The organism is Streptomyces sp. DSM 42067 (assembly GCF_055792885.1).
Genome location: NZ_CM147706.1, coordinates 5,693,585 through 5,707,276, shown reverse-complemented (window position 1 = coordinate 5,707,276; position 13,692 = coordinate 5,693,585). Strand labels below are relative to the sequence as shown.

Below are 13,692 nucleotides of genomic sequence, written 5' to 3'. Positions count from 1 at the left end.
CTGCCGATTCTGCACGACGAGGTGTGCACCGCTGTCCTGTGGTGGCCCTGACGCGGACAGCCGCACGGGGGTGTACAGCCGCTACGCGCGTAGATATGCTCCCCTCGTGACCATGCCCATCACTGCACCAACCTCCGCTGCCGACAGCGCGGGCGGACCCCCCGGAGCCACCGGTCCGGCCGCCGGTCCCGCCCACGCGCTCGCCGACGTGACCGCGTCCGACAGCGCCCTGCGCCGCTTCCTGCACGGGCTGCCCGGCGTGGACGCGGTCGGCCTCGAGGCGCGCGCCGCATCGCTCGGCACTCGTTCGATCAAGACCACGGCGAAGGCGTACGCCATCGACCTGGCCATCTCGATGATCGATCTGACGACCCTGGAAGGCGCGGACACCCCGGGCAAGGTCCGGGCGCTCGGCGCCAAGGCGGTCCACCCGGACCCGACCGACCGTACGACTCCGCAGGTCGCGGCCGTCTGCGTCTATCCGGACATGGTGGCGACGGCGAAGGAGGCGGTGGCCGGGACCGGGGTCAAGGTCGCCTCGGTCGCCACCGCGTTCCCCGCGGGCCGCGCCCCGCTCGAGGTGAAGCTGGCCGACGTGCGCTCGGCGGTCGCGGCCGGCGCCGACGAGATCGACATGGTCATCGACCGCGGCGCCTTCCTCTCGGGCCGGTATCTGAAGGTGTACGACGAGATCGTCGCCGTGAAGGAGGCCTGCGGAACGGACGCCCGTCTGAAGGTCATCTTCGAGACCGGCGAGCTGGCGACGTACGACAACATCCGGCGCGCGAGCTGGATCGGCATGCTCGCGGGCGCGGACTTCATCAAGACGTCCACCGGCAAGGTCGCGGTCAACGCGACGCCCGCCAACACGCTGCTGATGCTGGAGGCGGTACGCGACTTCCGCGCCGCCACCGGGGTACAGGTCGGGGTGAAGCCCGCGGGCGGCATCCGGACCTCCAAGGACGCGATCAAGTTCCTGGTGCTGGTCAACGAGACCGCCGGTGAGGACTGGCTGGACAACCACTGGTTCCGCTTCGGCGCCTCCTCGCTGCTGAACGATCTGCTGATGCAGCGCCAGAAGCTGGCGACCGGCCGCTACTCCGGCCCCGACTACGTGACGGTGGACTGAGACCCCATGACCATGGAAAAGCAGTCATCTCTCTTCGAGTACGCGCCCGCTCCCGAGTCCCGCTCGGTCGTCGACATCGCCGCCTCCTACGGCCTGTTCATCGACGGCGAGTTCGCCGAGGCCGCCGACGGGAAGGTGTTCAAGACGGTCTCGCCGTCCACCGAGGAGGTCCTCTCCGAGGTCGCGCAGGCGGGCGAGGCGGACGTCGACCGTGCCGTGAAGGCGGCCCGCAAGGCCTTCGAGAAGTGGTCGGCGCTGCCCGGCTCCGAGCGCGCCAAGTACCTGTTCCGCATCGCCCGGATCATCCAGGAGCGGTCGCGTGAGCTGGCAGTCCTGGAGACCCTGGACAACGGCAAGCCGATCAGGGAGACGCGCGACGCGGACCTCCCGCTGGTCGCCGCGCACTTCTTCTACTACGCGGGCTGGGCGGACAAGCTCGACCACGCGGGCTACGGGCCGAACCCCCGTCCGCTGGGTGTCGCCGGGCAAGTCATCCCCTGGAACTTCCCGCTCCTGATGCTCGCGTGGAAGATCGCCCCGGCGCTCGCGACCGGCAACACGGTCGTGCTCAAGCCCGCGGAGACCACTCCCCTGTCGGCGTTGTTCTTCGCGGACATCTGCCGCCAGGCGGGCCTGCCGAAGGGCGTCGTCAACATCCTTCCGGGATACGGCGACACGGGCGCCGCCCTGGTCGCGCACGAGGACGTGAACAAGGTCGCGTTCACGGGTTCGACGGCGGTCGGCAAGGAGATCGCGCGGACCGTCGCGGGCACGCGCAAGAAGCTCACCCTCGAACTCGGCGGCAAGGGCGCCAACATCGTCTTCGACGACGCCCCCATCGACCAGGCCGTCGAGGGCATCGTCACCGGCATCTTCTTCAACCAGGGCCAGGTCTGCTGCGCGGGCTCCCGGCTCCTCGTACAGGAGTCGATCCAGGACGAGCTGCTGGAGTCCTTGAAGCGCAGGCTGTCGACGCTCCGCCTCGGCGACCCGCTCGACAAGAACACCGACATCGGCGCGATCAACTCCGCCGAGCAGCTGGCCCGTATCACCGCGCTCGCCGAGCAGGGCGAGGCGGAGGGCGCCGAGCGCTGGTCCCCGGCCTGCGAACTCCCCTCGTCCGGCTACTGGTTCGCGCCGACGCTCTTCACGAACGTCACGCAGGCGCACACCATCGCCCGCGACGAGATCTTCGGCCCGGTCCTCTCGGTACTGACCTTCCGTACGCCCGAAGAGGCCGTGGCCAAGGCCAACAACACCCAGTACGGGCTCTCCGCGGGCATCTGGACCGAGAAGGGCTCCCGCATCCTCGCGGTCGCGGACCGGCTGCGCGCGGGAGTCGTCTGGGCCAACACGTTCAACAAGTTCGACCCGACCTCGCCGTTCGGCGGCTACAAGGAGTCGGGCTTCGGCCGCGAGGGCGGCCGCCACGGCCTGGAGGCGTACCTCGATGTCTGACGCGACGCGCTTGACTGTCTTCAAGACCTACAAGCTGTACGTGGGCGGGAAGTTCCCGCGTTCCGAGAGCGGCCGGGTGTACGAGGTGACCGACTCAAAGGGCAACTGGCTCGCCAACGCACCCCTGTCGTCCCGCAAGGATGCCCGGGACGCGGTCGTCGCGGCCCGCAAGGCGTTCGGCGGCTGGGCCGGCAAGACGGCGTATCTGCGCGGCCAGATCCTGTACCGGGTCGCGGAGATGCTCGAGGGCCGCCGAGACCAGTTCGTACGCGAGGTCGCCGAGGCCGAGGGGCTGTCCAAGTCGAAGGCGGCGGGGCAGGTCGACGCGGCGATCGACCGCTGGGTCTGGTACGCGGGCTGGACGGACAAGATCGCCCAGGTCGTGGGCGGCGGAAACCCGGTGGCCGGCCCCTTCTTCAACCTCTCCACGCCCGAGCCGACGGGTGTGGTGGCCGTGCTGGCACCCCAGGAGTCGTCCTTCCTGGGCCTCGTGTCGGTGATCGCCCCGGTGATCGCGACCGGCAACACGGCGGTGGTGATCGCGAGCGAGAAGTCCCCGCTCCCGGCTCTGTCACTCGGCGAGGTGCTGGCCACGTCCGACCTGCCGGGCGGCGTGGTGAACCTCCTGTCGGGCCGGACGGCCGAGATCGCGACCCCGCTCGCCGCGCACCAGGACGTCAACGCCATCGACATCACGGGCGCCGACGAGGTCCTCGCCAAGGAACTGGAGATCGCAGCGGCGGACAATCTGAAGCGCGTTCTCCGTCCACAGCCTGTGGACAACGCCGTGGACTGGACGGCGGGCCCGGGCACACACCGCCTGACGGCATTCCTGGAGACGAAGACGGTCTGGCACCCCACGGGGTCACTGGGCGCGTCCGGCTCGTCGTACTGATGAACGACCCCGCCTCCCCTCCGTCCCTGGGGAGGCGGGGCTCTTCGCTGCCGTCCGCTGTGGGGGCGCCGTCAGCCCGGCAGCAACGCCGCCGCCTTGCCCGCCACCGGGAGCGTCCGCAGAGAACCGCCCTGCGTCAGCGGACCCGTCACCGACTTCGTCGACACGGGCTTGAAGTCCGCGATCTGCGTACCGACCGTGTTGTCGAGCGGGTCCACGCCCGTGCCGGCGAGCGGGTCGAGCTTGGCGTCCTTGACCGCGGCCAGCGTGTGGTGCAGCGCCACGTTCGTCCCCTGCGCCGCCGCCTGGGGATCGATTCTGCCGAGGGTGACCGGGCCGCCCAGCGGCATCGGCGCGGCACTGGCCGTGGCCGCACCTCCCGCACCGAGCCCGATACCTGCGACAGTCACCGCGAGCCCGGCGCGCATCAGGCCGCGCTTTGCGGACCCGTGCCGAGGAACTGCGTGTCGTGCCATGGGATACACCCGCCTCCTTGGAGTAATCGATTCGCCACGAAGCGTAGTTGAGACGTGGTGCGGGCACCAAAGACGACCCGCGGGGTCGGCTCGGGCCGCGGGATGCCGCACACTGGTCTCTCGTGACTTCCCATGCCCCCGCCACCCGCGTCGTGCTGCTCACCGGCCCCTCCGGCTCCGGAAAGTCGTCGTTCGCCGCCCGCTCCGGGCTGCCCGTGCTCTGCCTCGACGACTTCTACAAGGAGGGCGACGACCCGACTCTGCCTCTCGTACCGGGCAGTTCGGACATCGACTGGGACTCGCCCGGGTCCTGGGACACGGAGGCGGCCGTCACCGCGATCGAGGAGCTGTGCCGCTCCGGTCGGACGCGAGTCCCGCGGTACGACATCTCGACGAGCGCGCGGACGGGCGAGGACACGCTCGACATCGGGCACACCCCGCTGTTCATCGCCGAGGGCATCTTCGCCGCGGACATCGTGGGGCGATGCCGTGAACTCGGCCTGCTGGCGGACGCGTTGTGTCTGCGTGGGCGGCCCTCGACGACGTTCCGGCGGCGGCTGCTGCGGGATCTGAAGGAGGGCCGCAAGTCCGTCCCGTTCCTGCTCCGCCGCGGCTGGCGCCTCATGCGCGCCGAACGCACCATCGTGGCCCGCCAGACGGCATTGGGCGCCCACCCGTGTGGCAAGGACGAGGCACTGGGGCGGCTGGCGGCGGCTGCTGCGGGGCGGGGCATGATGGCGCAGAGCACTGCCGCGTAGGGTGCGCGGGGCTTCGCCTGCGGACGGAGCCCCGCGCTGTTGTCACGCTCCTGTCGTCACCCGGCAGGGCAGCCCGCGGTCGCCCCGGACCAGCAGTGCGACGACGGCACGTTGTCGAACGAGGAGCTGAAGTTCGTGGAGGCACCGGCAGGCACGCCCCAGCTGTCCCCGGACCAGTAGGCGTTCTGGTACAGCCAGAGGTTGTTGTTGGAGTCACGGTTCTTGACCGAGCTCACCGTGTTGTTGATGGCGACCGAAGTGCCGTAGTACGTGCCCGTGTACTCCTGCTTGCTGTACAGCGTGTCGTAGATGCCGCCCGTGTAGTCCTGGTAGCGGTACAGACAGGCCTCGTCCACGTTGCAGGAGCCGTCGTAACTGGCGGCCTGTGCGGGGGTAACCGCCCCGAAGACGGCCGCAACGGCCATCACCGAGGCTGCCAGGACACCGCGTCCTCTGTTCATTTCTGACCTTTCTTTCCGGGTCTGCCGGGGTGCGCCGCCCGTGCGGGACGGCGAGTCTTGGGGCGGCTCATGGCCTCGGCCGGTCGTTCGGCCGGCCTGCCGCGGGGGATGAGAGACGGGGCGACGCCGGGCGGCTGCGCAGGTGGAAGCGTCGATCAGAGGCGGGCGCTGACCGACGACGGATGGGCGGTGGGGGAGGTGCCGGCGGTCTGCGCGGCGGGTTCTGGACCACTCGAGATCTTGCGGTACGTGACCTTGGCACAGGTACGGACACCGCGTGGAGGCCGCGTTCCGCTCAATGTCCGAAATAATGATCATTCATGGCTGGAAGACATACGTTCGGACACTCTCCCGCTCGCCAGGCTTGACGGTACGCATCGCGGATGATCACCCTGATGCGCACATGACGAGGGACGGCGACCGGATGTCGCCTCATGATCGCGGGGGCACACATGTCGCAGTCGACCAACCCTGGACTGCCACGGCACAAGGAGACCGCCACCGCACCGGCTTCCGGCCCCGTCACCAGGGCATACCGCGCAGCCGCCCTGGCGGTCGGCACAGCGCTCCTCGCCACGGCCTGCACCGGACAGCAGGCGGCGACGAATGAGCCGGACGACGGCACGAGCACGGCCCTCGGTTCGTCCGCCGACGCGCCCAAGGACTACCCGCTGGACGCATACATGCCGACCACCGCGGAACGACAGGCCCTGGATCACGCCATCAACATCCTGGCCCGCTCCTGCATGAAGAAGTTCGGCCTGAGCTGGCCCGCGTACCAGCCGCCCCCTGGGAACCTGCCGCAGAACGGCCGGAAGTACGGCGTGACGGACCTGAAGTCGGTCCGCATCTACGGCTACAAGCCGCCCCTGCCCGACGGCGTCACCAAGCAGCAGGCCGTCTCGTACCAGGAGAAGGCCAAAGCGAACGAGGAGACGATCACCCCTGCCGCGCAGGCGGCCTACACCGGCACCGAACAGGCAGCCGGTACCGGGAAGGGCTCCCCCGCACAACCCCCGTCCGGCGTCCCCGAAGGCGGCTGCCAGGGAGAAGCCATACGCAAGGCCGGGGCCGACCGTCTCAACCAGGACATGACGGCGGTCCAGAAGCTGTTCTTCGAGGCGTCCGCCGCCACCCGGGAAGACCCCGGGACCAACGAACTGGACCAGCGGTGGAGCGCCTGCATGCGGCAGTCCGGGATGACCTATCCGGATCCGCTCGCGGCCGTGGACGACCCGACGTGGCGTACCCAGAAGACGAAGAAGGACGGGCCCGCGCCGAACTTCCCGGCCCCTTCACAGAAGGAGATCCGCACGGCGGAAGCCGATGTGATCTGCAAGAACGAGACCGGCTATGTCCACAAGCGGTACGCCATCGAGTCCCGTCTTCAGCGACAGCTCATCGAGAAGCACGCGGGCATGCTCGCCGCGGTGAAGGAACGCAAGCAGCGCATGACGAAGCAGGTCCACTCCGTCGCGACCGGGCACTCCGCGGTGCCGGATGACGGGGGAACCCAGGGATGAGACGAGGAGAAGGCCCGCGCGGATCCCCCGACCGCCCGGACCTTCTCTTTCTTCCCCCGTGGCCCCGTGACCCCGTGCAACCCCCCGGTTGCTGCTCCCCCGTGGCCCCCCGCGGACGCTCCCCCGCGCCCCGGCCCTCAGGCGACCAGCTCGCCGAAGGACTCCTCCTCGTCACGGCCGAAGCTCAGGACGTCGTCCTCGCGCAGCCTGCGCAGGGAGCGCCAGATGCTCGACTTCACCGTGCCGACGCTTATGCCGAGGATCTCCGCGATCTCCGGGTCCGTACGGCCCTCGTAGTAGCGGAGGACCAGCATGGTGCGCTGGAGTTCGGGCAGCCGGGCCAGCGCCTGCCACAGCACGGCGCGCAGCTCGGTGCCGCGCATCGCGTCCGTGTCACCGGCCGTCTCCGGCAGCTCCTCGGTCGGGTACTCGTTCAGCTTGCGGCGGCGCCACGCGCTGATGTGCAGATTGGTCATGGTGCGGCGGAGATAGCCCCCGACCGCGGCCTTGTCGCTGATCCTGTCCCAGGCCTTGTACGTCGAGAAGAGGGCGCTCTGCAGCAGGTCCTCGGCCTCGAACCGGTCACCGGTCAGGTGGTATGCGGTCGCGTACAGGGAGGCGCGGCGCTCCTGGACGTAGGCGGTGAACTCCGCCTCCGACCTGGCACGACGCTCCCCCGTGGCCTCCCCGTACGCGGCTCCCCCGTTGTTGCTTCCCCCCACATGCGCGTCAACCACCGTCATGTACACGGTGTGCTGACGCCCGGTACCGCGAGCGCACCCCCGCCCTCCCCCAAGCTCTCGACTTCGCTCGAGCAGGGAGGTACCCCCTTCGGCACCGGACTTCTCGTGCTGACCGGCGCCCCGCCCGACCTCGTGAAGACGCGTGACAACTGCGCTTGTCGTGGTGCTGTGCAGCGTGTTCATCTCGCGCCCCCCGTCGTGGAGTCCCCGGTGCCTTGCGTGTGACAAGAACTCTGCCGGGGGGACTTCATGGCGGTGTCCGCCGACTGTCACAGGCCTGTCACAGGGGTCCCGTGCACTGGTCTGCCGGCGCGTTGTCAAAGATCCTTCACAGGAGTTCGAGGTACGCGCGTGTGGGCAGGAGCGCTCCAACTGTCGAAACCGCCCCCTGCGATGGGACAGAATGACGCCGTGCCTTCCCTGTTGCTGATCGAGGACGACGACGCCATCCGTACGGCCCTGGAGCTGTCGCTGACGCGCCAGGGGCACCGTGTGGCCACCGCTGCCACCGGCGAGGACGGTCTGAAGCTGCTGCGCGAGCAGCGGCCGGACCTGATCGTGCTGGACGTGATGCTGCCCGGTATCGACGGGTTCGAGGTGTGCCGGCGCATCCGGCGCACCGACCAGCTGCCGATCATCCTGCTGACCGCGCGCAGCGACGACATCGACGTGGTGGTCGGGCTGGAGTCCGGTGCCGACGACTATGTCGTGAAGCCCGTGCAGGGCCGGGTGCTCGACGCCCGAATCCGTGCCGTGCTGCGCCGCGGCGAGCGGGAGGCGAACGACTCCGCGACGTTCGGGAACGTGGTCATCGACCGTGCGGCGATGACCGTCACCAAGAACGGCGAGGATCTTCAGCTGACGCCGACCGAGCTGCGTCTGCTCCTTGAGCTGAGCCGCAGGCCCGGCCAGGCGCTGTCGCGCCAGCAACTGCTGCGCCTGGTCTGGGAGCACGACTATCTCGGCGACTCCCGGCTCGTCGACGCCTGTGTGCAGCGGCTGCGCGCCAAGGTCGAGGACGTGCCGTCCTCGCCGACGCTGATCCGCACGGTGCGGGGCGTGGGCTACCGGCTGGACACACCGTCGTGAGCGAGGGTCGTGACCGCTTGGGTCACTTTGGCCACTCCAGCCTCGTGACGCACACAGCAACAGGCGGTCTCAACGGCCGCGTTCGGGCAGAGAATGTAAAGGTGACCAGGCAGGCAGGGAACGCGGGGGCGTCGGCCCCCGGGCTCGCCCAGTGCCTCAAGAGCCTGGGAGGTACCCCCAGGCGCGCGGGCGCGGAAGCGAGTGGTCGGGCACGGTGACGAAACCGCACGACAAGCTCCGCGGCTGGGCCGCGGCGCGCAAGGCGATCTTCTCGGCGCTGCGCTTCACGAGCCTGCGGCTGCGGGTGGTCCTCGTGTTCGGGCTCGTCGCGCTGACCGCCGCCGTGTCGGCGAGCGGCATAGCGTACTGGCTCAACCGCGAGGCGGTGCTCACCCGTGCCCAGGACGCCGCGCTGAACGACTTCCAGCAGGAGATGCAGAACCGCGCGGGTGTCCTGCCCACCCGTCCGACGCAGGAGGAACTGCAGCACGCCGCCGGTCAGATGGCCAACAGCGGCCAGCACTTCAGCGTGCTGCTCATCGCCGAGGACGAGGACGGCAACACCGTCGTCGGCAACTCCGACCTGGACACCTTCACACTCGCGGACGTGCCGAAGTCGCTGCGCGATGCCGTGAACGAGCGGCAGGAGCTCACCGGGAGCAACAAGTACCCGTACCACCTGTACTGGCAGCGGATCGTGGACGACGGCACCCCGTACCTGGTGGGCGGCGCCACGATGATCGGGGGCGGGCCGACCGGTTACATGCTCAAGTCCCTGGAGCCGGAGGCCAAGGACCTCAACTCGCTGGCCTGGTCGCTGGGGATCGCCACCGGGCTTGCACTGATCGGCTCCGCGCTGCTCGCGCACGCCGCGGCGACGACCGTGCTCAAGCCCGTGCACCGGCTCGGGGTCGCCGCGCGCCGGCTCGGCGAGGGCAAGCTGGACACCCGGCTGCGCGTGTCCGGTACGGACGAGCTGGCCGATCTCTCCCGTACGTTCAACCGCACCGCCGAAGCGCTGGAGAAGCGTGTCGCGGACATGAGTGCGCGCGAGGAGGCGTCGCGGCGGTTCGTCGCGGACATGTCGCATGAGCTCCGTACGCCGCTGACCGCGATCACCGCCGTGACCGAGGTGCTCGAGGAGGAGCTCGATGCCGAGACCGGCAGCGTCGATCCGATGATCGAGCCCGCGGTACGGCTGGTCGTCAGCGAGACGCGGCGGCTGGGCGACCTCGTGGAGAACCTGATGGAGGTCACCCGCTTCGACGCGGGCACGGCCCGGCTGGTCCTCGACGACGTGGACGTCGCCGACCAGATCACCGCCTGCATCGACGCGCGCGCCTGGCTCGACGCCGTCGAGCTCGACGCCGAGCGCGGCATCGTGGCCCGGCTCGATCCGCGGCGGCTGGACGTGATCCTCGCGAACCTGATCGGGAACGCCCTCAAGCACGGCGGCTCGCCGGTGCGGGTCGCCGTCAGGACCGAGGGCCCGGACGGCCAGATGGTGGCCATCGAGGTGCGCGACCACGGGCCCGGGATCCCCGAGGATGTGCTGCCGCACGTCTTCGATCGCTTCTACAAGGCGAGCGCGTCGCGGCCGCGGTCCGAGGGCAGCGGTCTCGGTCTGTCGATCGCGCTGGAGAACGCCCATATCCACGGGGGCGAGATCACCGCCGCGAACTCGCCGGAGGGGGGAGCCGTGTTCACGTTCCGGGTGCCCCGGGATGCCTCGGGAGTTGCGGAACGGGAACGGGGCGACGGATCGGCTGAAGGCCCCGCCGAGTGCCCGCCCGAGGGGCCGGGTGGGGCGGCGGGCGACGCCTCCGGAACCGACGGAGGTGGGCGGTGAACGTGCGGCGTCTACGGGGTTCGGTGGCCGTTCCCCTGCTCGGCGTGGTGCTGGCCTCCGTGCTCGCCGGGTGCGGGATCCGGCCGACCGAGGTGCCGACCGACTTCGGTGCCGCGCCGTCGCGGGCGCCCTGTGCGCTGACCGGGACGGACGCCGGCACGCAGTCGGCACGCGGCATCCCCGTGCAGGTCTTCCTCGTGTGCGCATCGCAGTTGGTGACGGTCGACCGGACCGTCCAGCTCTCCGGGAAGAGCGCGGCGACGGACCGCGTACAGGTGGCGCAGGCACTGCTCGACCAACTGGCGGAGACACCGTCGGAGCCGGAGAAGCAGGCCAAGTACACGACGGATGTGCGCCGCGGCATGACGGTGTCCGGGCCGCGGGAAGGCGACCCGGAAGACACGTTGCGGCTCAGCACACGGCCGGAGGATCTGTCGGCGTACGCGCTCGCGCAGATCATCTGCACGTACGCGAACTCCGCTGCGGCGGACGAGGACGGGGCGGTGGTACTGGGCGGCCCGACCGACGAGCCGGTACGCCGCTACCAGTGCACCCCGGAGGTCCGCTCCCGCCCAAGCACGGCGCCGCCGCCTTCTGAGGTGGTTTCGGCGGCCTGACCGGCCTGTGGGGGCGCTGCCGTGGGGGCCGCCGGAGGCCCGCGTGCACCCGAATGGAGTGAGCTGAGGCACGGCGGGGAACCACGGCGCGAGCCCCGGCGTCATTGGGGGCGTGCGTCAAGGATCGGGCGACGGCGACGTCGCGTTCCGCGTTCGTGCGGCAGGAGGCATCCTCCTCGTCGCACACCTTCTCCTCGTCGGGTGGCTCACGCTGCGCCCCCTGCACGTCCCCTGGGTGAGCGCAGCGAATCTGCACCCGTTCGCCGGCATCCGCGCCGACCTCGCGCTGGGCCCGACGCAGGCCGCCCGCCGCATCGGCGAGGGCCTGCTGCTGCTCGCCCCGCTGGGCGTGCTGCTGCCCATGGCCGCCGGAAAACTGTCCGTGTCGCCGCTGGGCTCCTTGGCACGTACGGTCGCGGCCGGCGCGCTCCTGTCGCTGGGCATCGAGCTGCTGCAGACCGGCGTACCGGGCCAGATCGTGGACGTCGACTCGCTGCTGCTGAACACCGTGGGCGTGGCGCTCGCCCATGTCGCCGTCGTGCCCGCCGCGCGGGTCCGGCTCCGTCGTCGGGCCGAGCGCACGCGCGATGGCGCCGCCCGCCGGGAGGACGCCTCTCAGGGAAGGACCCCGACGATTACCAGGGTCGGGATCGCACCGCAGAGCGACGCTTTGCCCGCTTCGCGTCCGTAGCGTGGAAGGCAGATGAGGCAACCGCCTCCCCGGTTCGCGAAGGAGCCCACGATGACCCGCCTTGCCCGCCCCACCAACGGACGGATGATCGGCGGAGTGTGCGCAGCGCTGGCACGGCGCTTCGGCACCTCCGCGACCACGATGCGAGTGATCTTCGTAGTCTCGTGCCTGCTGCCCGGCCCTCAGTTCCTGCTCTACATCGCGCTGTGGATCCTGTTCCCCAGCGAGAAGAGCGTCCGCGAGGCCTGGTAGGAGACAGCGCGACGGGGTGCACCGAGTGTGTCGGTGCACCCCGTCGTCGTGTCCGGGTCAGGAGAGGCCCAGGGAGCCCAGCGGCAGGCCCTGCGTCGGCAGGCCCGCCGTCGGCAGGCCGCCGAGGAGGCCGGCCACCGGAGGGGCGTCCTCGATCGGGGCGGGCAGCGTGGACGCCGCCACCTGACCGGCGGCGTTCCCGACCGTGTCCTGTGCCTCGCCGAGGGAGTCGGTGGCGACCTTGGCGGGCAGCGTCCTCGCAGCCTCGGTCAGGTCCGGGGCGACCCCGGGGGCGGCGTTGGCCGCACCGGCGCCCGCGGCAGCGAAGGCGGCACCGAGCGCGGCGACGCCGAGGGTCTTGGCGGCAGACTGCTTCATCTTCACGTCCTCGTGACGGGGGCATTTGGGTTTCAGAAACGTAACGACCGTGTCGTGCCGCCCGCAAACAGCCGGTTTCCCCGGGAATTCGTCACGTCCAGCCCCCCGGCGCCTAGAGGATCAGGGCTTCTTTTTCGCAGAAGTGCTGGTCGAGACCGTCTGCTTGAACAACCATTCGGACTTCAGCTCGGCATATCCGGGCTTGATCACGTCATTGATCATCGCCAGTCGTTCGTCGAAAGGAATGAATGCTGATTTCATCGCATTGACGGTGAACCACTGCATGTCGTCGAGCGTGTAGCCGAATGCCTCGGTCAGCAGCTCGAATTCGCGGCTCATGCTGGTGCCGCTCATGAGGCGGTTGTCGGTGTTGACGGTCGCCCGGAAGTGCAGACGGCGCAGCAGGCCGATGGGGTGCTCGGCGTACGAGGACGCGGCGCCCGTCTGGAGGTTGGAGGTGGGGCACATCTCCAGCGGGATGCGCTTGTCCCGTACGTACGCGGCCAGCCGGCCGAGGTGCACCGAGCCGTCCTCGGCGACCTTGATGTCGTCGATGATGCGGACGCCGTGGCCGAGCCGGTCGGCGCCGCACCACTGCAGGGCCTGCCAGATCGACGGCAGGCCGAAGGCCTCTCCGGCGTGGATCGTGAAGTGGTTGTTCTCGCGCTTGAGGTACTCGAAGGCGTCGAGGTGCCGGGTGGGCGGGTAGCCGGCCTCGGCGCCCGCGATGTCGAAGCCGACGACGCCCTCGTCCCGGTAGCGGTTGGCGAGTTCGGCGATCTCCAGGGCGCGGGCGGCGTGCCGCATCGCGGTGAGGAGGGCTCCGACGCGGATGCGGTGGCCGTTCTCGCGGGCGATGCGCTCGCCTTCCCGGAAGCCCTCGTTGACCGCCTCGACGACCTCTTCGAGGGTGAGGCCCTTCTCGAGGTGCTGCTCCGGGGCGTACCGGACCTCGGCGTAGACGACGCCGTCCTCGGCCAGGTCCTCGGCGCACTCGGCGGCGACGCGCTTGAGGGCCTCCTTGGTCTGCATGACGGCGCAGGTGTGGGCGAAGGTCTCCAGATAGCGCTCCAGCGAGCCGGAGTCGGCCGCCTCGCGGAACCAGATGCCGAGCTTGTCGGGGTCGGTCTCGGGGAGTTTGTCGTAGCCCTGGGCGCGGGCGAGGTCGACGATGGTGCCGGGGCGCAGGCCCCCGTCGAGGTGGTCGTGGAGCAGCGCCTTCGGCGCCCGGCGGATCTGGTCCGGGGTCGGCGTTTCGCGGGTCTGGCTCGTCATTTCCGCACTCTAACGCCTACGCGCGTAGAACTCTCGTGGCCGAGGTTGTCGATACGTAACGGTGACCCTGCGGACAGATGGAGTACACCAGTGCTTCT

Annotated in this window: 15 protein-coding genes; 10 read left to right on the top strand and 5 right to left on the bottom strand. The window is 70.0% G+C overall.

Annotated elements, in window-relative coordinates:
• Window positions 1–112 precede the first annotated feature (112 nt).
• From deoC to ACSMXV_RS26110, 3 genes are read left to right on the top strand one after another with little or no spacing between them, the layout of a single operon-like run.
• Window positions 113–1,129 carry a deoxyribose-phosphate aldolase gene (gene deoC, locus ACSMXV_RS26120; RefSeq protein ID WP_473179070.1) on the top strand — a complete coding sequence of 339 codons (1,017 nt, stop codon included), beginning with the start codon at window positions 113–115 and terminating at the stop codon, window positions 1,127–1,129.
• 12 nt (window positions 1,130–1,141) lie between these two features.
• A complete protein-coding gene (locus tag ACSMXV_RS26115) occupies window positions 1,142–2,587 on the top strand; it encodes an aldehyde dehydrogenase family protein (RefSeq protein ID WP_473179069.1) in 1,446 nt (481 codons plus the stop codon).
• The gene (locus tag ACSMXV_RS26110) at window positions 2,580–3,482 is read left to right on the top strand and encodes an aldehyde dehydrogenase family protein (protein WP_473173666.1); all 903 of its coding nucleotides are present in this window, start codon (window positions 2,580–2,582) and stop codon (window positions 3,480–3,482) included. The genes ACSMXV_RS26115 and ACSMXV_RS26110 overlap by 8 nt, the downstream gene beginning before the upstream one ends.
• A 71-nt stretch (window positions 3,483–3,553) precedes the next feature.
• On the opposite strand, the gene ACSMXV_RS26105 is transcribed toward ACSMXV_RS26110, so the two are convergent.
• Window positions 3,554–3,958, bottom strand: coding sequence for a hypothetical protein (locus ACSMXV_RS26105; RefSeq protein WP_473173665.1), 405 nt, complete (start codon window positions 3,956–3,958; stop codon window positions 3,554–3,556).
• A gap of 122 nt (window positions 3,959–4,080) precedes the next feature.
• Between ACSMXV_RS26105 and ACSMXV_RS26100 the strand changes: the two genes are divergently transcribed.
• Window positions 4,081–4,716, top strand: a complete 636-nt coding sequence (locus tag ACSMXV_RS26100; RefSeq protein WP_473173664.1) for a uridine kinase family protein — start codon at window positions 4,081–4,083, stop codon at window positions 4,714–4,716.
• Window positions 4,717–4,772: 56 nt separating this feature from the next.
• Here ACSMXV_RS26100 and ACSMXV_RS26095 read toward each other — a convergent pair whose 3' ends face one another.
• On the bottom strand, window positions 4,773–5,177 hold the full coding sequence (locus tag ACSMXV_RS26095) for a peptidase inhibitor family I36 protein (protein ID WP_473173663.1): 405 nt from the start codon (window positions 5,175–5,177) through the stop codon (window positions 4,773–4,775).
• A 452-nt stretch (window positions 5,178–5,629) separates the two neighbouring features.
• Between ACSMXV_RS26095 and ACSMXV_RS26090 the strand changes: the two genes are divergently transcribed.
• Window positions 5,630–6,700 (top strand): hypothetical protein, encoded by a 1,071-nt coding sequence (locus ACSMXV_RS26090; protein WP_473173662.1) that lies wholly within the window; start codon window positions 5,630–5,632, stop codon window positions 6,698–6,700.
• A 137-nt stretch (window positions 6,701–6,837) separates the two neighbouring features.
• Here the strand turns inward: ACSMXV_RS26090 and ACSMXV_RS26085 are convergent, their stop codons facing one another.
• On the bottom strand, window positions 6,838–7,626 hold the full coding sequence (locus ACSMXV_RS26085) for a SigE family RNA polymerase sigma factor (RefSeq protein WP_473173661.1): 789 nt from the start codon (window positions 7,624–7,626) through the stop codon (window positions 6,838–6,840).
• A gap of 228 nt (window positions 7,627–7,854) precedes the next feature.
• Here ACSMXV_RS26085 and afsQ1 point away from each other — a divergent pair, with 228 nt between their 5' ends.
• The 5 genes from afsQ1 to ACSMXV_RS26060 all read left to right on the top strand — a co-directional run bounded on the left by afsQ1 (window position 7,855) and on the right by ACSMXV_RS26060 (window position 11,941).
• On the top strand, window positions 7,855–8,532 hold the full coding sequence (afsQ1, locus tag ACSMXV_RS26080) for a two-component system response regulator AfsQ1 (RefSeq protein WP_181659947.1): 678 nt from the start codon (window positions 7,855–7,857) through the stop codon (window positions 8,530–8,532).
• 214 nt (window positions 8,533–8,746) lie between these two features.
• Window positions 8,747–10,381 carry an ATP-binding protein gene (locus ACSMXV_RS26075; RefSeq protein WP_473173660.1) on the top strand — a complete coding sequence of 545 codons (1,635 nt, stop codon included), beginning with the start codon at window positions 8,747–8,749 and terminating at the stop codon, window positions 10,379–10,381.
• Entirely contained in the window at window positions 10,378–10,998 is a 621-nt protein-coding gene (locus tag ACSMXV_RS26070; protein ID WP_473173659.1) for a hypothetical protein, read from the top strand. Before ACSMXV_RS26075 ends, ACSMXV_RS26070 begins: the two co-directional genes overlap by 4 nt.
• Window positions 10,999–11,110: 112 nt before the next feature.
• Entirely contained in the window at window positions 11,111–11,689 is a 579-nt protein-coding gene (locus ACSMXV_RS26065; RefSeq protein WP_473173658.1) for a VanZ family protein, read from the top strand.
• Window positions 11,690–11,740: 51 nt separating this feature from the next.
• The gene (locus ACSMXV_RS26060) at window positions 11,741–11,941 is read left to right on the top strand and encodes a PspC domain-containing protein (protein WP_181659943.1); all 201 of its coding nucleotides are present in this window, start codon (window positions 11,741–11,743) and stop codon (window positions 11,939–11,941) included.
• A gap of 57 nt (window positions 11,942–11,998) precedes the next feature.
• On the opposite strand, the gene ACSMXV_RS26055 is transcribed toward ACSMXV_RS26060, so the two are convergent.
• Both ACSMXV_RS26055 and ACSMXV_RS26050 read right to left on the bottom strand, forming a co-directional pair.
• On the bottom strand, window positions 11,999–12,319 hold the full coding sequence (locus ACSMXV_RS26055) for an ATP-binding protein (protein ID WP_473173657.1): 321 nt from the start codon (window positions 12,317–12,319) through the stop codon (window positions 11,999–12,001).
• 120 nt (window positions 12,320–12,439) lie between these two features.
• Entirely contained in the window at window positions 12,440–13,594 is a 1,155-nt protein-coding gene (locus ACSMXV_RS26050) for an adenosine deaminase (RefSeq protein WP_473173656.1), read from the bottom strand.
• Window positions 13,595–13,692 lie beyond the last annotated feature (98 nt).